Source organism: Mesorhizobium sp. ZC-5 (genome assembly GCF_025753855.1).
GTDB lineage: Bacteria > Pseudomonadota > Alphaproteobacteria > Rhizobiales > Rhizobiaceae > Neomesorhizobium.
This window is the reverse complement of the sequence record NZ_JAOWPT010000002.1, coordinates 855,226-872,663: the sequence shown is the minus strand read 5'-3', so window position 1 is coordinate 872,663 and position 17,438 is coordinate 855,226. Positions and strand designations below refer to the sequence as shown.

The window sequence follows — 17,438 nt, the reverse complement described above, 5'->3', positions numbered from 1 at the left end:
GATTGGCGCGACGCCTTTGCGGCGAGGGGCTGGGCACGATGTTGCTGCTGGCGGCGATCGTCGGCTCCGGCATCATGGCGGAACGGCTTGCGGGCGGAAACGATGCCCTCGCGCTGCTCGGCAACACGCTGCCGACGGGCGCCATGCTCGCGGTGCTGATCCTGATCTTCGCACCGGTTTCGGGCGCGCACTTCAACCCGGCGGTCAGCCTGTGCCTGGCGTTGCGCGGCGATTTTCCGTGGCGCCTGCTCATTCCCTACACCGCCGTGCAGATAGCGGGGGCGATAGCAGGCGCGTGGATCGCGCACCTGATGTTCGAATTGCCGGTGCTGCAACTGTCGGTGACGGCGCGCACCGGCAGCGGGCAATGGATCGCCGAAGCGGTGGCGACCTTCGGCCTGGTGCTGACCATTCTTGGAGCCTCGGCGCGGCGGCCCGATGCGGTGCCGTTCCTCGTCGGTCTCTACATCGCCGCCGCCTACTGGTTCACCGCGTCGACATCGTTCGCCAACCCGGCGGTAACCGTTGCGCGAATGCTTTCGGATACGTTCGCGGGCATCCGCCCCATCGATGCGCCGGCATTCATCGCCGCGCAATTGCTGGGCGCACTGGCCGGCCTGGCGGCGAGCCGACTGCTGTTTTCGCCGGACGCAAAGCCTGTGGCTGGCTGAAGCCACGACAGATGCAGACTGGCCCAGCGACAACACCTTGACGCCCGCGCGGCTTTCTCCGAGAACTCGCGGAAGGCGGCTCGCCATTTCGGCGGGCGCGGGGGCTGCGAACGTGAACACATCAGGCATGATGCAACTCGGCATTTCGACCGTGGTCTTCCTGGCCGCGGCCAGCGCGGCAAAGGCCTGGACGCTGGCGCCGAATTTCTGGCGGCTGGCGCTGGTGCTGGCGCTCTATTCGCTCGGCAATTTGATCATGCTGCGGCTAATCCGCGAGTTCGGCATGGGCGTGGCGCTCAGCCTCTCCGGCGTCATCCAATTGCTGGCGGTGAACCTGATCGCGTTTTCGGTGTTCGGCGAAAAAGTGACGGCAGTGCAAGGCGCCGGACTGACGCTGGCCGTGCTCGCTGTTGCGCTGATCACCATCGGGCCCTATTTCACGGCGCGATGACCGACCCTGCTTCGAACGACCGGCCGATCTGGCGCCGCATCGAATTCAACGTGCTTCTGGCCGGGCTGGTGATTGCCGGCGGCCTGTGGGGCTTCGTCGAACTCCTGGAAGTGGCGCGGGCGACGACACCGCACAGCTTCGATACGGATATCCTGCTTGCCTTCCGCGTGGCGGGCAATCCCAACGACCCGATCGGGCCGCTGTGGGTCGAGGAAGCGATGCGCGACCTGACTGCGCTTGGCTCGACCAGCGTGCTGGTGTTGATCGTCCTGTCGGTGATCGTTTACCTGCTGCTCGCCGGCAAGGCCAAGACAGCGCTGTTCATCTTCGTTTCGATCACAGGCGGGCAGTTGCTCTCTAGTCTCCTGAAGCTCGGCGTCGACCGGCCGCGCCCCGATCTCGTCTCGCATCTGGCAGAAGTCTATACGCTGAGCTTCCCGAGCGGCCACGCCATGCTTTCGGCGGTGACCTATCTGACGCTCGGCTCGCTGCTGGCGCGGGTGCTGCCCGGACGGCTGCTCAAGAGTTACGTGCTGGCGGTGGCGGTCATCGCCACGCTGCTGGTCGGCATCAGCCGGGTCTATCTCGGCGTGCACTGGCCGTCGGACGTGCTCGCCGGCTGGTGCGCCGGATCGGCCTGGGCGATGCTGTGCTGGCTGGTCTCGCGCCGAGTGCTGCCGCGGGCGCAAACGGACGAGGCGAACGGCTAAGCGATCTGGCCCAAACATTCATGCTTGAAACATCAATATGAATGAATGATACATTCATATTGCAGACTGAGACGGGGTTATTCCGATTATCACAGCCGCACAAATGCGCGCCGCCAGGGCACTCGCAGGCATCGACCAGAAGACGCTGGCCGAACGCGCCGGCGTCTCGGTGCCGACGATCCAGCGCATGGAGGCCAGCGAGGGCGTGGTCCGAGGCGTGGTCGACACGCTGATGAAGGTCATCCAGGCGCTCGACGAGTGTGGTGTTGAACTGATCGCGGACAACCAGGCAAGCGAGCGCGGTGGCAGGGGCGTACGCCTCAAGCTGACCGCACAGGGCGGCTGAACGCCACAATCTGCACCGAGTCGCGACGGCGACCGCCGACAATTCTGCCGACGATCCCGCCGCATTGGAGCGCCGTGCGTGCCCGACGCGCACAAGGATGCTCCATGACCTGAGGTCCAGGCATCGTGCTTTGCGAAAAGCCGATGCCGCAGCGGGGCGGAAGTGCGAGCATGAAATCCAGCAGGAACCCGGTCCGCGGGCATTCCAAACCGACATTCGCCGAACTGTTCACACCGAAACTCGTCACCGTGCTGCGCGAGGGCTATCGCCTGCCGCAGTTCCAGGCAGACCTGATCGCCGGACTGACGGTGGCGATCGTCGCCCTGCCCTTGTCGATGGCGGTCGCCATCTCGTCCGGGGTTTCGCCCGACCGCGGCCTCTTCACGGCGGTCATCGGCGGCTTCCTGGTTTCGGCGCTCGGTGGCAGCCGCTTCCAGATCGGCGGGCCGGCCGGGGCCTTCATCGTGCTGGTCGCCGCCACGGCGGAACGTCACGGCATCGACGGGCTGCTTCTCGCCACGATGATGGCCGGCATATTCCTGGTCGCTATCGGGTATCTGAGGGTCGGCACCTACATCAAATTCATCCCCTATCCGGTGACCGTCGGCTTCACCGCCGGCATCGCCGTCATCATCTTCGCCAGCCAGATCAAGGAGCTGTTCGGTCTGACCCTGACCGGCAAAGAGCCCGGCGAACTGCTGCCCAAGCTCGACGCGCTGGCGAGTGCGGCAGGCAGCGTCAATCCATCGGCAGTCCTGGTCGCAGCGCTGACGATAGGCATCATCATCGGGCTGAAGCACATCAGGCCGAGCTGGCCGGGTATGCTGATCGCGGTCGGGGCGGCTGCGCTGGCCACGGCGCTGCTGACCTTGCCGGTCGAGACGATCGGCACGCGCTACGGCGGCATTCCGCGCATCCTGCCGGCCCCTGCGCTGCCCGCTTTCAGCCTGGAGATGGCCGAGGCGGTGCTGCCCGACGCCATCGCGTTCGCGCTGCTCGGTGCAATCGAATCGCTGCTCTCGGCGGTGGTCGCCGACGGCATGACCGGGCGCCGCCACCGCTCCAATTGCGAGCTGGTCGCGCAAGGCTTCGCCAATATCGGCTCGGCGGTGTTCGGCGGCATCTGCGTCACGGGCACCATAGCGCGCACCGCGACCAATGTGCGGGCGGGCGCGCACGGGCCAGTATCAGGCATGCTGCACGCGCTGTTCCTGCTTCTGTTCATGCTGATAGCTGCGCCGCTGGCGAGCTACATCCCGCTGGCGGCACTGGCCGGCGTGCTGGCCGTCGTGGCGTGGAACATGGTGGAGAAGAACGCCTTCGCGTCGCTGCTCAGATCGTCGCGCGGCGACGCGGTGGTGCTGCTCGTCACCTTCGGGCTGGTGGTCTTCCGCGACCTGACCGAAGGCATCGTCGTCGGCTTCGCACTCGGTTCGGTGCTGTTCATCGACCGCATGGCAAAATCGATCGCAGTGGAGACCGACGTGCCGCTGGTCGGGGAAGACGTCGCGGATACGGAAAACGGCGGACGCACAGCCTACGATCCGGACCAGGCCGGCAACGCCGAGACCGTGGTCTACCGCATCTCCGGCGCCTTCTTCTTCGGCGCCGCCTCGACGGTCGGCACCGTGCTCGACCGCATCGCCGACCAGCGCAGGAACTTCATCCTCGACTGCTCCGCGGTGCCCTTCCTCGATTCGACGGCGGCGAACGTGCTGGAGGGAGCGGCGCGCAAGGCGCAGCGCAGCGGGGTGCGCTTCATCATCACCGGCGCCTCGCCGCAGGTCAGGCGCACGCTCATCAACCACGGGGTGAAACGGCCGCTGGTCACCTATGCATCCTCCGTCAAGGACGCGCTGGCGCAACTCGGCAAACGGGAACACTGAAACCGCTTGCCACGGAAAGAGCGCAAGCCGATGTCACACTTCCACCTGCCATCTCGTCGAGAGGCAAAGAGGTGATCTCATGCGACCACGCCCTGTGGCATGGACGCGCGGCGATCGAGAAAGTGTTGTGAAACATGCCTGAAGCTACCGACCAAATGAAAGAGCAGCGGCTCGCCGCCTATCTCGGCGAACGCAAGCGGCTGGTCCGGCTCGCCTATCGCTATCTCGGTTCGGTGAGTGAAGCGGAAGACGCCGTGCAGGACGCCTGGCTGCGCTTTGCTGATGCGGAGGCACCGGACGATGCCGGCCGCTACCTGTCGCGCATCGTCACCAATCTCTGCCTCGACCGGCTGAAATCGGCCTCGCGGCGGCGCGAGACCTATGTCGGGCCATGGCTGCCGGAACCGATCGTAGCGCAGGCCGGCACCACCGATCCGGAAGCCGGCGACGCCGCTCTGGACATCTCGTTCGGCATCATGCGGGCGCTGGAACTGCTGTCGCCGCTGGAGCGCGCGGCGCTGTTCCTGCACGACCTCTACGACGTGCCTTTCGAGGAGATCGCGGAGACGCTGAAACGGTCGCCGGCGGCATGCCGCCAGCTGGCGTCGCGGGCACGCAAGACGCTGCAGCAGGCCAATCCGCGCTTCCACCCGACGGAAAGCGATGTCAGCCGTTATGTCGCCGGCTTCACCGAGACGGCGCGGACAGGCAGCATCGAGCCGCTGAAGCAAATTCTGGCCGCCGACGTCGAATTCATCTCCGATGGCGGCGGCAAGGTGCCGGCTGCCCGCGACGTGCTGTCGGGGTTCGACATGGTCGCCGGCTTCCTCGTCGTCATCGCACAGAAGTTCCAGCCACCGGAGCGGACGCGGTTCCAGCCGGTCAGCGTCAATGGAGAACCGGGACTGGTGCTGGTCGTCGATGGAAAGATCGAGCAGACGATGAGTTTTGCGCTCGACGAGCACGGCGCCATCAACGGCATCTACATCGTGCGCAACCCGGACAAGCTTTCAGGAATTGGCCTATCGCCCAAGGGTTAACGGCCAATCGCCACCGCTTCATATCTTCACCAGCATCGCCGTCAGGAACATGAACCCGATACCGGCTGCGAACCCCGCCATCGCCGCCGGTTCGACGAGTGCCCGGGATCCCGCTCCGTTCGAGCGGATGAGAAGCATGCTCACCTCGACAATGACCTGCAATATGGCGCCGGCCCCGATCGCCAGCGCCAGGGCTGACCATTGCGGGGCGAAAGCAAGGCTGCCGATCCACAGGCCGATGACGGCGGGACCGCCGGCGAGCAAAGCGAGACCAACGAAGGCCAGAAGCGGCGGGCGCTTTTTCAGGATCGGCGCGGCGATGCCGATGCCTTCGGTGATGTTGTGCAAGGTGAAGCCGACAACGAGGAAGGTACCGAGGCCCGCGGCGCCGGAGGCGAACGCCGCGCCGATGGCCAACCCTTCGCCGAGATTGTGCAGGCCGATGCCAAGCGCGATGAAGGTCGCCAGGGCCAGGCCAGCCGGTGCGCCATGGCGGCGGCCGACAGCGATCAGAAGGAGGAAGGTGGCCGCTGCCGCCAGCACCACCATGACATGACCCTGGAAAAGTGCCGCAGCCTCGCCGGCCAGCTCGAGCGCGTCTTCCAGCGCATCGACCAACAGGTAGGCGAGCAAGCCGACGGTCAATGCCAGGAGAAAATTCATCCCACTTTGGCCGACGCCACGAAGCGCGGGATAGAACATCAGCCCGATCGCGACGGGGACAATGCCGACGAAAACTCCGAGCAGGCCCTGGTGAAACAGGTCGCCTGCCCCGTGCGTCGGCGTGGATACGGCAACCGCGATCTCGTGATCGAAGGTGGCTCCCGTATTGGTGACGATCCTGATCGCATGCGCTTCGCCGACGACCCAGGGAAAAGGCAACCGAATCCAGGCCGTTGCGCCACGGGCAATCGGACCGGGCGGATCCTGCGTGAACTGCCAATAGGCATCGTCGACTTGAACCTGGGCGACAGTCAGCGGCTCGGAGCCACCGGCGCGGACGAGGACACTGATGCCGTCAGCAGCGAGGATTGTCCGCTCGAAGGTGAGGTTCTCGACCGGCGGAGCGCCATTGTTGAAACTCCGCAAGGGATTGGTGGCCAGCAGCCAGGCGATCGCCAGCGCCAGGACAGCAAGCGGGAGCACCAGCCACAACAGGTTCCATGGCGACTTTTGCGCTCCGACGAGTGCCATCCGGCCAGCCTCGGCGACGGGATTCGGCGTGTCGTTCATGCGACGGCCTCCACCACATCGAACATCCCGGCCCAACCCAGTTCGGTGAATTCCGACTGGTGAGGGTGAAACATGTAAAGACCGGTCTCATGGTCCCTGTAAGTGAATTCGAGGATGCCGCGCTGCGCCTGCACCTGGGTGATCAGGTCCACGGTCCTCAACGTCGGAACAAGCGTGGTTCCCTGCTCGTAATAGTCGAAAAAATTGGCGTGCAGATGGAATGAATTGATCGGATCGAACTCGACGACGTTGACGAGGTAGATGCGGACGGGCCTGTCGCGGACAATCTTGATCGGACGCTTCATGAACGCATGCGCGACCGTGTTGACGGCGTAGACCTCGTTCTCGTTGTCGAAGTTCGTGTCGAAGGCGTTCATCACCATCACGAATTCCTGCCAGCCGGCATTCTCCAGCGTGCCAAAAAGGCGGGAGCGGGCAATTTCGGCCTGATCCGGATGCCGGGCAGGATCCGGGTCGATGACGAACGCGCCATACATCCCCTTGTGGATGTGCCGCTTCAGCGGCAGCGCGTGGCAGTGGTAGAGGTGGCAGCCGAACGGCCTCGCATCGAACTCATAGACGAACTCGTCGCCAGGATCGATCAGCCCTGCCCCGGGAACCCCATCCATGCGCGCGGCATGGATGCCGTGGAAATGCATGGAATGCGGGTGCGAGCCGGAATTCTTGAATACGATCCTGAGGTGGTCGCCTTCCGTCGCTCGCAGTGACGGCCCGGGGACCCGCCCGTTGTAGGTCCAGGCCGGGAACATGATGCCCGGCGCAATCTCGATCTCCTTGTCTTCGGCGGTGACCTCGAAGGTGCGCAGCGTACGCCCGTCCGGCAGCCGGGAGACCGTCCCAATGTCCCATTCGGTCAAAAGCACGGAGGGGTCGAAGCCGTTCCGGGCGTCATCCACCTCGCCGACGGTGATCATGGCGCCGTGAGCACCAGCATGATCAGGGGGAGGCCCCGCAGCTGCCGCCTTGTGCTGCCCATGCGTCGATTGTCCAAGCGCGACACTCGTCGCGCAAATGGTGGTTCCACCTGCCGCGGCAAGGCCTCCCGAAAGCAGGCCGCGCCGACTGATCCGGTCCCGCAGCCAGATTGAAATATCACCCATGGCTACTTCCTGCAAATGAGAATGATTTGCAGTATGCGCCAAGACGGTATCGTTCTCAATCGATTTTTTAACGAGGCTATGTTGGCATTCACCCGGAGGCGAGCCGCTGGAGCCGGACGTCACTGAAAGCAAAGGTCCCGAAAACCGGTCAGCCGGCGTGTGGCTTTTCCACCGTGATCGGTACGGGCTCCGGCGCCGGCGCGTTCGCCGGTTCATCGGCGCCGGCACTCCAGATGAGCGTCTTGTAGTCGAAGCCGTACTGCAGCGTCGGCTTGACGATCTCGAAATAGGGCGACAGGTCGAAATCGCGCGGCGTGTAGAGCGAATGATGGCGGATGTGCAGGATCTCCTGCCGTGAATAGTGGGATTGCGCCGAGGCACGGCCGGGCGCGCGGGTGATCTCGGGCAGGATCGGATAGCGGATGCCCTCGTAGGCTTCGGCGATCAGCGTCGAGCAGATCGAGCGGGTCGGATCGCCGGAGCCGAAGGCGATCAGGCGACGGCGCCAGCGCACCGGGATCGGCGGCGCGGGAAAGAAATAGCGCAGCATGTCGAAGATGTTCTTCATGTCGTATTTCAGACCGAGCCTGCCTATCATGAAGTCGACCACCGCCGAGCGGTCCTCAGGGGTCAGGCCTCGTGCCCGGCAGATGCGGGTGTTGTAGGTGCGGTATTTCGACAACGGCACGGCGATGCACCCCTCGCCGAGATTGACCTCGATGAGCCGGGGGTGCTCCGAGCCGTCATCGGGTTCCGGCAAGGCATCGCCGACATAGAGAGCGGCATGCGACCAGGTCGACTGCGTGAGATATTTGATGACCGCGGAAACCCGCTGGTTGCCCTCGATCAGCAGGATATCGCCCGGCTCCAGCGCGCGGCGCAAGGTGACCGGATCGGACGGCGTATAGGGTTCGTAGCCTGACGATTCCGTCTTCAGTCGGCCTGCGATCCATCGGCCGAAACGGTCGAGGGGCGTGTCGTCAGGCTGGGACATTGGCCGGCTTCGCCTTCCCGGTATCGGCATCCGCCCGGTAATTGCCGACGATCTTCCTGACGGTCGGCTTGCGCTTTTCGCGGAACAGTTTCCCCGCTTCCTTGAGGCAATCCTTGCGCAACGGCCTTTCGCTGCGTTTGAGCAGCCGCCGCATCAGGGCGATTGCCTTCTTGCCGCCGAGCGCCTTGCCTTCCGCCTCGATCAAGGCGCGCATGACAAAAATATCGTTGAGATCACCCAGACGCTCGGCGAGCGTCTCGACCGCCTTGCGGCGTGATTTCAGAGGGCGCGGCCAGACCCCGCGCAACAAAGACAGATGCATCCAGTGGGCCTTCACCGCCTTGCGCAGAGTGTGGAAATCGTCCGGCTTGCCGCGCTTCGCAGCCGTGCCGAGAGCCCGAGCCGCGTGGCGCATGGTCTTGCGGGCGCCGTCGGCAAGCACATCGGCCGGCAGTTGCGGGTCGTCGGGCAAGGCGATGCCAGCGAGCGCGATGCGGCCACTGCCGCACGCGGCGATCGCAGTGTCGATGACGGGGCCGAGGTCGGCGCGGTCGTGGGCGATGCGCTCGCGACGCGCCTCAAGGGCAGCCCGGATACCGTCGAGTTCGCCCGCGGAACAGGCCTTCGGGAATTCCTTGACCAGCCGGTCGAGGGTTTCGATCAGGGCGGTCGCCTCGCGGGCGCCGGCTATGGTACGAGCGATGTCGCGGTAGCGAATTCCCTCCTTGCGGGAGAAAGCACGGTCGCCGGAACGCACAAGCCGAAAGAGCGCGCGCAATTCCTTGAAGCGCTTGCGGGCGTCGTGCAGGCCCTTCTCGGGCGTGGTGCGGGAGGTTTCGAGGCTGTCGACCGCCTTGCCGATGCGGCCGCCCGCGATACGGCGGATTTCTCCGGTGAGCGGCAGGTGGGGATCGATGCGGTAGTTCATGCAGCCGCCACCGGCAGGCCATGACGCGCGAGCGAGGCATTGTAGAAGGCGCTGTTGCCGGTCACCTCGCGACCGAGCCAGGCCGGCAGTGCGGCGTACGGCACGGTGTCCGGCGTTTCGAGTTCGGCGATGACCAGGCCCGCCAGAGCGCCCCCGAAAACATCGACCTCGTAGAGATAGCCGCCGTGCCTGATGTGGTGGCGGGTCTTCTCGATGACGCGGCCAACCGCGAACTCGACCAGTTCTTCCGCGTCCTCGAGGGGGATCGGATATTCGAACTCGTCGCGTTCCCGTCCATGGCTGCCGAACTTCAGCGTCAGCACGGCCGATCTGCCGTCGTTCACCCGCACCCGCACCGAACGGCCGGTGTTTGCGGCGAGATAGAATTGCCGGATCGGAACCGCCGCCTCCGAAAGGCTGCGCCAGCCATCTCCCTCCACCAGAAACTTGCGTTCCACTTCCTTGGCCATGGGCGTGAATAAAGCGCAGGCTTGACGGCAGGGCAAGGCATCACTTGACTTTAATCATTCGATTGATTAAATACCGTCTCATGATCAAGAAACTCGATCCCGCGCCCACCGTCCAGACCCCGCCGTCCTCGGCGGACATGACCCGCCTCGCACTGATCCGCGCGGCCCTGACGCTGTTCGGATCCAAGGGGTTCGACGGCACCTCGACGCGCGACATCGCGGCGCTCGCCAATGCCAACATCGGCAGCATCGCTTATCATTTCCGGGGCAAGGACGGACTGCGGCTCGCCGCTGCCGACCACATCGTGCAGACCATCCAGGCGATCGCCGGCCAGGCGATGGGCAATCTCGACGCGACAATTCCGGCGCGGCTCGAGCCGGACGCCGCGCGGGCACAACTCATCGGCGCACTGGAGCGGATGATCACCTTCATCGTGGCTTCGCCCGAGGCGGGCGAGGTTGTCCAGTTCGTGTTGCGCGAACTCTCGCAGCCGACAGCAGCGCTCGACCGCATCTACAGCGGCGTGTTCGAGCCAGTGCACAAGCGCCTCTGCATGCTGTGGGAGCAGGCGACGGGCGAGCCGGCCGAAAGCGACCGCACCAAACTCACCGTGTTCACACTGATCGGACAGGTCGTCTATTTCCGTATCGGCCGCGAAGCGGTGCGGCGACGCATGGGCTGGACCGAGATCGGTCCGCAACAGGCGTCGGACATTCTCGATGTCGCCAGAAGCAACCTCGTCGCGGTTCTCGAAGGCCGGAAGGGCCAACCATCATGAGCATGTTCTGCGCCATCCCGTTCGCCGCCTGGCTGTTTTCGGCCTGCGGACCCGCCGCGCCGCTGGCCGTGGGTTATGTCGAGGGCGAATATGTGCTTCTGGCGCCGATCGAGGTGGCACAGGTCGAAACCGTATCGGTGCGGCGCGGTGATCGCGTCGAAGCCGGCCAGCCGTTGGTGACGCTGGAGACGGCCGACGCGCGGATTGCCGTCGCCCAGGCGAAATCGGCGGTGGCGCAGGCAGAGGCGCAACTCGCCGACCTGAAGATCGGCAAGCGCCCGGAAGAGATCGCGGTGCTGGAGGCGGCGCTGAAATCGGCGATGGCACAGAAGACCGAGGCCGACCGCGTGCAGAGCCGGCTAAACGATCTGCTCATCAAGGGAACGTCGACCCAGGCCGAATACGACAAAGCGGCGACCGCCGCCGAACAGGCGGATGCTTCTGTCGGCCAGGCGAAAGCAAACCTTGCCGTGGCCCGGCTGCCGGCGCGCGCCGAAACCATCAAGGCGGCCGAAAACCAGGTCGAGCAGGCGAAGGCCGCGCTCGAAAAGGCGGAATGGCAGCTTTCCAAGCGGGTGCTCACGGCGCCCTCGCCCGGCCGTATCGACGACGTCATCCGCGATCCCGGCGATATCGCCGGTCCGTCCGCGCCCGTGATCTCGATGCTGCCAGACGGCGCGGTGAAGCTGAAGGTCTATGTACCGGAAGCCAGCTTCTCGGCGGTGAAGGTCGGGGCGCTGCTCGACGTGCGCTGCGACGGCTGCCCTCCGGGCCTGACAGCGCGGGTCAGCTATGTTTCGCCAGATCCCGAGTTCACGCCGCCGGTGATCTACTCGCTGGAGACGCGCCAGAAGCTCGTCTACCTCGTCGAGGCGCGACCGGAAGGCGACGCGACGCCACTGCAGCCGGGGCAGATCGTGGATGTGGATTTGGCAGTAGTGAGTAGTGAGTAGTGAGTAGTGAGTAGTGAGTAGTGGCTATGTACCGGACGAACGACATGTCAACGGCATCCTCCCCTATTCACTATTCACTACTCACTACTCACTCGCGAGCCGAAGGCGCAGCGTCATGAACGCGATCGACGTCAAAAACCTGGTGAAGCGTTTCGGCACCAAAACTGTCGTCGACCATGTGACGATGACGGTCGCCGAGGGCGAGATCGTCGGTTTCCTCGGGCCGAACGGCTCCGGCAAGACGACGACGATCCGCATCATGTGCGGGCTTCTGACACCCGACGAGGGCGACGGCGAGGTGCTGGGCTACAACCTTCGCACCGAGAGCCTGAAGATCAAGCGCGAAGTCGGCTACATGACGCAGAAGTTCTCGTTCTACGAGGATCTGACGATCGAGGAGAACCTCGAATTCGTGGCGCGCCTCTACCGGCTGAAGCCGGTTGGCGAGCATGTCGCACGCACCCTGGAGGAACTCGGCCTGACGACGCGCAAGGACCAGCTTGCCGGTACGCTTTCGGGCGGCTGGAAGCAGCGGCTGGCGCTCGCCGCCTGCATCATGCACAAGCCGAAACTGCTGCTGCTCGACGAGCCGACGGCAGGCGTCGACCCCAAGGCGCGGCGCGAGTTCTGGGACGAGATCCACCGGCTGGCACGCGGCGGGCTGACGGTGCTGGTGTCGACCCACTACATGGACGAGGCGGAGCGCTGCCACCGCATCAGCTACATCTCCTACGGCAAGATGCTGGCGTCCGGGACCGTCGACGAGGTGATCAGGAACGCCGGGCTGACCACCTTCGTGATCAGCGGCCCGAAGCTGAACGAGATCGCCGACGAACTGGAGGGCAAGCCCGGCGTCGAGCAGGTGGCGCCGTTCGGCACCACCTTGCATGTGGTCGGCTCGGACAAGAAGGCCCTGACCGCCTCGCTGGCAGAACTGAAGAAACGCAAGGACATCACCGTGCAGCCCGGCGAAACCAGCCTGGAGGACGTCTTCATCCAGTTCATGGCCGGCTCGAAGGACAACATGGCATGAACACGGTGTTTTCCTTTGCCCGGCTCGGCGCGCTCCTGATGAAGGAATTTATCCAGATGCGGCGCGACCGCATCACCTTCGCCATGATGCTGGGGGTGCCGCTGATGCAATTGCTGCTGTTCGGCTATGCCATCAACAGCGACCCGAAGAGCCTGCCGGCGGCGCTCGTCGCCACCAGCAACGACCACTACACGCGCGCCATCGTGTCGGCGCTGCAGATGACCGACTACTACCGTTTCGACCACGTGGCGGTGAGCGCCGAGGAAGCCGAAAAACTGATGGCCAACGGCACCGTCGCCTTCGTGGTGACCATACCTTCCGATTTCGCCCGCCGCGTGGAACGCGGCGACAACCCGCAGATCCTGATCGAAGCCGACGCAACCGACCCTTCGGCCTCCAGCGGCGCCGTGTCGACGCTGGGAACGGTCGCGAGCCAGGCGCTGCTGCGCGAACAAGGCATGCAGCAGGCGGCGGCCGAGGCGGCCAAGAGCCAGTTGCAGGTGGTCGTGCACCGCCGCTACAACCCGGAGGGCATTTCGCAATACAACATCGTGCCCGGCCTGCTCGGCGTCATCCTGCAGATGACGATGGTGATGATGACCTCGATCGCGCTGACGCGGGAAACCGAGCGCGGCACGATGGAGAACCTGCTCGCCATGCCGGCCAGCCCTCTGGAGATCATGATGGGCAAGGTGCTGCCCTACCTCGTGGTCGGCGCGGTGCAGGTGGCGGTCGTGCTGGTCGCGGCGAAGGGTCTGTTCGCCGTGCCGTTCACCGGTTCGCTGTCGTTGCTTTTGTCGGCGATCCTGATCTTCGTGCTGGCGCTCGTGCTGCTCGGCTACACGATCTCGACTATGGCACGCACCCAGATGCAGGCGTTGCAACTCACCTTCTTCTTCTTCCTGCCGTCGATCCTGCTGTCGGGTTTCATGTTCCCCTACCGCGGTATGCCGGGCTGGGCGCAAATCTTCGGTGAAATCCTGCCGCTGACACATTTCCTGCGCATCATCCGGGCCGTGATGCTGAAGGGCGCGGAATTTTCCGCGGTTGCCGTGGAAATCGGCTGGCTGGTGCTGTTCGTGGCGTTGTTTGCGGGCCTGGCGCTGCTGCGGTTCAGGCGCACACTGGATTAGCTTCCCGGTAGCCTGTCGTGCTGATAGCTTCCAGCGGCCAGTCGAAAGGGTACGGTGTGATCCAGAATTCCAGGCTTTTCCGGCCGATCGTCCAGATCGTGCTGTTGCTGCTTTTCGGCCTCGGCACCGCACATGCGGCACGCATCGACCATCTGTACCGCGCGCAGGTGGTGGTCAGCGGGCAAGGAGAAGCGAACAGGAAGGCCGGCTTCGCGATCTGCCTGGAGGACGTGCTGGTCAAGCTGTCGGGCGACCCGCGCCTGATCGGCGATCCGAAAGTCGCCGAGATCGCCGCAAAGGCCGGGGATCTGGTCGCCGGTTACCAGTATCGCGACCGGATGAGCGGCGTGCCGATCCACGACGAGCAAGGTTCCTACGACCGGCCGCACGACCTCACCGTCGATTTCGACCAGGTCAAGACCGATGCGGTGCTGGAGAAGCTTGGCCGGGAGCCGTGGCTGTCGCAGCGGCCGCCCGTCGTCGTTTTCCTCGATGTCACGCCGCGAAAAGGAACCGCATTCAGGCTTGTTCGCGCAGGCGATGATCGCGGCGAGGCCGATATGCGCGTTTCGCTGGCCGCCGCGGCGGAGAGAGCCGGCATGGTGATAGCCCTGCCGGTGCAAAACACGGCAAAAAGCATGATCCAGGATGCAACCGATCTCCCCGGCCTCGATGCGGAAGCGCGAAACAATGGCGGAAATCTCGCCCTTGCCGGCAGGCTGACATGGAGCGATGAGGCGAAGGGCTGGATCGCCGACTGGTGGATGGCTGCCGAAGGCAAAAACCATGAGTGGCAGGTGCGCGGTGTCGGCTTCGACGAAGCATTCCGCAACGGAATGCGCGGCGCCGCACAAATACTCTCCGGCAACGGACAGCCGGAGTAGACAATTTTTCTTTCGGGCTGTCACCGGCTAACCCATTGTTCGAACATGGATCCTTCCAGGAAGCCATCTCGCGCCACAGGATCGTGCCGGGCACGCAAGCCCGGCTGATCCCGCCCTGCCCAAGAAACGACACGGTCTCTTGAAACCCGGGGCCTCTCAAATCGTTGTGTTCCCGAATGGAGGATTGTTATGCGCAATTTCCTGATCAACTCCGCCCTTGCGCTGGCCATGGGCGTAACCGGCATGCCGCTTTTTGCCGCCCCGTCGCTGGCGCAGGATACCCTCGAACTCCAGATCGGGCCCGACGGCGCGCGTGTCAGAACCCGGGATCGATGCAACCCCGATTTCGAGGATTGCTACCGTCGCGACCGCTACGAGCGAGACCGCTATGACGACGACTTCGACGAAGAGAGAACAGCTGTTTATCGGCGGCGTGGGTGCAGCGAGGACCGCGCGCTAGACAAGGCGGAGCGGATGGGCATTCGCCGTGCGCGCGTCGTTTCAGCCGGCCGCCGCACCATCGAGGTGCGCGGACGCGCACGTGGTGGCGACAGGGTTTCCGTCGTCTTCGGTCGCGAGCGCGGCTGCCCGGTCTACAACTAAGCCGCTTCGACCGAGCCATTGTCACCGCGCGTTAAGACGTTACGCGTGGTGACACGCTTCAGTGAGAAGAGATGATCTCGGCGTATGCGCCGAGATCGGCGTTGCCGCCGGACAGAACGACGGCCACGCATTTACCGGCCAGATCGATCTCGCCCGAACTCAGCGCGGCGAAGGCCACCGCGCCGCCCGGCTCCACCACCAGCTTGAGATAGGCCGCTGCGTCGCGCATGGCGGCAGCGGTCGCCTTGTCGGAAACGGCGATGCCGCCGGCCAGCGTCCTGCGGTTGATCTGGAAGGTCAGTTCCCCCGGTTCGGCGGTCAGGATGGCGTCGCAGATGGAGCGATGACCCGCTTCATTCGCCACCCGCGACCCGCTCTCCAGCGAGCGGCGGGTGTCGTCGAAGTTCTCGGGCTCGGCGACCCACACATCGGTATCCGGCGAGCCGGCCTTCACGGCGAGCGAAATGCCGCTGGAAAGCCCGCCGCCACCGCAGGGGATAATGACCGCGTCGAGATGCACGCCGAGGCTTTTCGCTTCGGCGACGAGTTCCAGACCGATGGTGCCCTGCCCGGCGATGATAGCCGGATCGTCGAACGGCGGCACCAGCACCATGCCGCGATCCCTGTAAGGCTTCACAACAGTCGCGCGATCCTCGCCGAACCGATCGAAGAGGATGACTTCGGCGCCCATGCGCCGGACATTGTCCACCTTGATCGCCGGCGCGTCGGACGGCATCGCGATGACCGCCTTGACGCCGAACATCGCCGCCGACGCCGCCACCCCCTGCGCATGATTGCCCGAGGAATAGGCAACGACGCCACGGCTGCGCTGTTCGGCGGGTATCGAGGAAATCTTGTTGTAGGCGCCGCGGAACTTGAAGGAACCGGTGCGCTGCAGGATTTCCGGCTTGAACAGGATGCGGCCGCCGAATTTTTCGTTGAGGGCGGGCGACTCGACCAGTTTCGTGTCGACGATCAGTCCGCGAAGCCGCGCCGCCGCGGCGCGGACATCCTCAATTCCGGGGAGCGATTGGCTGGCGTCGGGCATGACAGGGCCTCGTGAAAAACTCTTTCCTCTGGTTAGGCGCGCGCGCGGCCAGGAGGCAAGCGCTATTTTGTCCGGGAAACAATGCTGGATGGGTAGCCCCCCTTGCCGCATTGACGCTTCGGCACCGAATCCTTAGTTTAGAATAATTCTAAACTGGATCACTGCCATGCTTTCGCGCTTCTTCGGCGGCCGCCGCGCCTTCGATTCCCTGTCGGAACAGGAAATCCTCGCCCTCGCCATCTCGTCGGAGGAGGACGACGGCCGCATCTACCGTGCCTACGCGGACGGACTGCGCGACGGCTTTCCGCAATCGGCGAAGGTCTTCGACGCGATGGCGGACGAGGAGGACGGGCATCGCGCGGCGCTGATCGAATTGCATCGCGCGCGGTTCGGCGAACGCATCCCGCTGATCCGCCGCGAGCATGTGCGCGGCTACTTTGACCGCAAGCCCGACTGGCTGGTGCGGCCGCTCGGCATCGACCATGTGCGCAACCAGGCCGAGGCGATGGAACGGCAGGCGCAGCGCTTCTACGAAGAAGCCGCCAAGCGGACCGGCGATGCATCGACACGCAAGCTGCTTGGCGACCTCGCCGCGGCCGAGCAGAGCCATGAATCGCTCGCCCACCGGCTGGAGCAGAAATTCGTGCCGGACAATGTGCGGCAGGAGGAGCGGCTGAGTGAAAAGAGGCAGTTCATCCTGACCTACGTGCAGCCGGGACTGGCCGGACTGATGGACGGCTCGGTGTCGACGCTGGCGCCGATCTTCGCCGCCGCATTTGCCACGCACGACACCTGGCAGACTTTTCTCGTCGGCCTCGCCGCCTCGATCGGTGCCGGCATCTCGATGGGTTTCACCGAAGTGGCTTCCGACGACGGCAAGCTCTCCGGGCGCGGCTCGCCCGTCAAGCGCGGCTTCACCACCGGCATCATGACGACGGTCGGCGGGCTCGGCCACGCGCTGCCTTATCTCATCCCGCATTTCTGGACCGCGACCGGGCTGGCGGCGGCGATCGTCTTCGTCGAGTTGTGGGCGATCGCCTGGATCCAGAACCGCTACATGGAAACGCCGTTCTGGCGCGCTGCCTTCCAGGTGGTGCTCGGCGGAGCGCTGGTGTTCGGCGCGGGCGTGCTGATTGGCAATGCCTGACCCGTTCC

General features: G+C 64.7%; 19 protein-coding genes. 13 read left to right on the top strand and 6 right to left on the bottom strand.

All coding sequences use genetic code 11. From position 1 onward, the window contains the following. Nucleotides 1–2: 2 nt before the first annotated feature. The 6 genes from OHD58_RS07600 to sigJ all read left to right on the top strand — a co-directional run bounded on the left by OHD58_RS07600 (nucleotide 3) and on the right by sigJ (nucleotide 5,104). Nucleotides 3–671 carry an aquaporin gene (locus OHD58_RS07600; RefSeq protein WP_263802488.1) on the top strand — a complete coding sequence of 223 codons (669 nt, stop codon included), beginning with the start codon at nucleotides 3–5 and terminating at the stop codon, nucleotides 669–671. Between the two features lie 112 nt (nucleotides 672–783). Further along, complete coding sequence (locus OHD58_RS07595; RefSeq protein ID WP_263802487.1) at nucleotides 784–1,122, top strand: hypothetical protein; 339 nt, start codon at nucleotides 784–786, stop codon at nucleotides 1,120–1,122. Further along, the gene (locus tag OHD58_RS07590) at nucleotides 1,119–1,832 is read left to right on the top strand and encodes a phosphatase PAP2 family protein (RefSeq protein WP_263802486.1); all 714 of its coding nucleotides are present in this window, start codon (nucleotides 1,119–1,121) and stop codon (nucleotides 1,830–1,832) included. Before OHD58_RS07595 ends, OHD58_RS07590 begins: the two co-directional genes overlap by 4 nt. Nucleotides 1,833–1,917: 85 nt before the next feature. Then, nucleotides 1,918–2,178: a helix-turn-helix domain-containing protein gene (locus OHD58_RS07585; RefSeq protein WP_263802741.1), complete on the top strand. Its 261-nt coding sequence runs from the start codon at nucleotides 1,918–1,920 to the stop codon at nucleotides 2,176–2,178. Between the two features lie 170 nt (nucleotides 2,179–2,348). Then, nucleotides 2,349–4,064: a SulP family inorganic anion transporter gene (locus OHD58_RS07580; RefSeq protein WP_263802485.1), complete on the top strand. Its 1,716-nt coding sequence runs from the start codon at nucleotides 2,349–2,351 to the stop codon at nucleotides 4,062–4,064. 155 nt (nucleotides 4,065–4,219) lie between these two features. Beyond that, nucleotides 4,220–5,104, top strand: coding sequence for an RNA polymerase sigma factor SigJ (gene sigJ / locus OHD58_RS07575; RefSeq protein ID WP_263802484.1), 885 nt, complete (start codon nucleotides 4,220–4,222; stop codon nucleotides 5,102–5,104). Between the two features lie 18 nt (nucleotides 5,105–5,122). Here the strand turns inward: sigJ and OHD58_RS07570 are convergent, their stop codons facing one another. The 5 genes from OHD58_RS07570 to OHD58_RS07550 form a co-directional block, all read right to left on the bottom strand. Then, nucleotides 5,123–6,337, bottom strand: coding sequence for a metal transporter (locus tag OHD58_RS07570; RefSeq protein ID WP_412177174.1), 1,215 nt, complete (start codon nucleotides 6,335–6,337; stop codon nucleotides 5,123–5,125). Further along, on the bottom strand, nucleotides 6,334–7,458 hold the full coding sequence (locus OHD58_RS07565) for a multicopper oxidase domain-containing protein (RefSeq protein ID WP_263802482.1): 1,125 nt from the start codon (nucleotides 7,456–7,458) through the stop codon (nucleotides 6,334–6,336). Before OHD58_RS07565 ends, OHD58_RS07570 begins: the two co-directional genes overlap by 4 nt. Nucleotides 7,459–7,606: 148 nt before the next feature. Continuing rightward, nucleotides 7,607–8,452: a YiiX/YebB-like N1pC/P60 family cysteine hydrolase gene (locus tag OHD58_RS07560; protein WP_263802480.1), complete on the bottom strand. Its 846-nt coding sequence runs from the start codon at nucleotides 8,450–8,452 to the stop codon at nucleotides 7,607–7,609. After that, the gene (locus OHD58_RS07555; protein ID WP_263802479.1) at nucleotides 8,439–9,380 is read right to left on the bottom strand and encodes a CHAD domain-containing protein; all 942 of its coding nucleotides are present in this window, start codon (nucleotides 9,378–9,380) and stop codon (nucleotides 8,439–8,441) included. The genes OHD58_RS07560 and OHD58_RS07555 overlap by 14 nt, the downstream gene beginning before the upstream one ends. Next, nucleotides 9,377–9,850, bottom strand: a complete 474-nt coding sequence (locus tag OHD58_RS07550) for a CYTH domain-containing protein (RefSeq protein WP_263802478.1) — start codon at nucleotides 9,848–9,850, stop codon at nucleotides 9,377–9,379. Before OHD58_RS07550 ends, OHD58_RS07555 begins: the two co-directional genes overlap by 4 nt. Nucleotides 9,851–9,930: 80 nt before the next feature. Between OHD58_RS07550 and OHD58_RS07545 the strand changes: the two genes are divergently transcribed. The 6 genes from OHD58_RS07545 to OHD58_RS07520 all read left to right on the top strand — a co-directional run bounded on the left by OHD58_RS07545 (nucleotide 9,931) and on the right by OHD58_RS07520 (nucleotide 15,235). Next, on the top strand, nucleotides 9,931–10,629 hold the full coding sequence (locus OHD58_RS07545; RefSeq protein WP_263802477.1) for a CerR family C-terminal domain-containing protein: 699 nt from the start codon (nucleotides 9,931–9,933) through the stop codon (nucleotides 10,627–10,629). Further along, nucleotides 10,626–11,582, top strand: coding sequence for an HlyD family secretion protein (locus OHD58_RS07540; RefSeq protein WP_263802476.1), 957 nt, complete (start codon nucleotides 10,626–10,628; stop codon nucleotides 11,580–11,582). Before OHD58_RS07545 ends, OHD58_RS07540 begins: the two co-directional genes overlap by 4 nt. Before the next feature lie 115 nt (nucleotides 11,583–11,697). Then, the gene (locus OHD58_RS07535; protein WP_263802475.1) at nucleotides 11,698–12,615 is read left to right on the top strand and encodes an ATP-binding cassette domain-containing protein; all 918 of its coding nucleotides are present in this window, start codon (nucleotides 11,698–11,700) and stop codon (nucleotides 12,613–12,615) included. Next, entirely contained in the window at nucleotides 12,612–13,748 is a 1,137-nt protein-coding gene (locus OHD58_RS07530; protein ID WP_263802474.1) for an ABC transporter permease, read from the top strand. The genes OHD58_RS07535 and OHD58_RS07530 overlap by 4 nt, the downstream gene beginning before the upstream one ends. A gap of 17 nt (nucleotides 13,749–13,765) precedes the next feature. Next, nucleotides 13,766–14,632: a DUF2066 domain-containing protein gene (locus tag OHD58_RS07525; protein ID WP_263802473.1), complete on the top strand. Its 867-nt coding sequence runs from the start codon at nucleotides 13,766–13,768 to the stop codon at nucleotides 14,630–14,632. 189 nt (nucleotides 14,633–14,821) lie between these two features. After that, on the top strand, nucleotides 14,822–15,235 hold the full coding sequence (locus OHD58_RS07520; protein WP_263802472.1) for a hypothetical protein: 414 nt from the start codon (nucleotides 14,822–14,824) through the stop codon (nucleotides 15,233–15,235). Between the two features lie 58 nt (nucleotides 15,236–15,293). Here OHD58_RS07520 and OHD58_RS07515 read toward each other — a convergent pair whose 3' ends face one another. Next, on the bottom strand, nucleotides 15,294–16,283 hold the full coding sequence (locus OHD58_RS07515; RefSeq protein WP_263802471.1) for a threonine/serine dehydratase: 990 nt from the start codon (nucleotides 16,281–16,283) through the stop codon (nucleotides 15,294–15,296). Nucleotides 16,284–16,449: 166 nt separating this feature from the next. Between OHD58_RS07515 and mbfA the strand changes: the two genes are divergently transcribed. Beyond that, complete coding sequence (mbfA, locus tag OHD58_RS07510; RefSeq protein WP_263802470.1) at nucleotides 16,450–17,430, top strand: iron exporter MbfA; 981 nt, start codon at nucleotides 16,450–16,452, stop codon at nucleotides 17,428–17,430. Nucleotides 17,431–17,438: the final 8 nt, after the last annotated feature.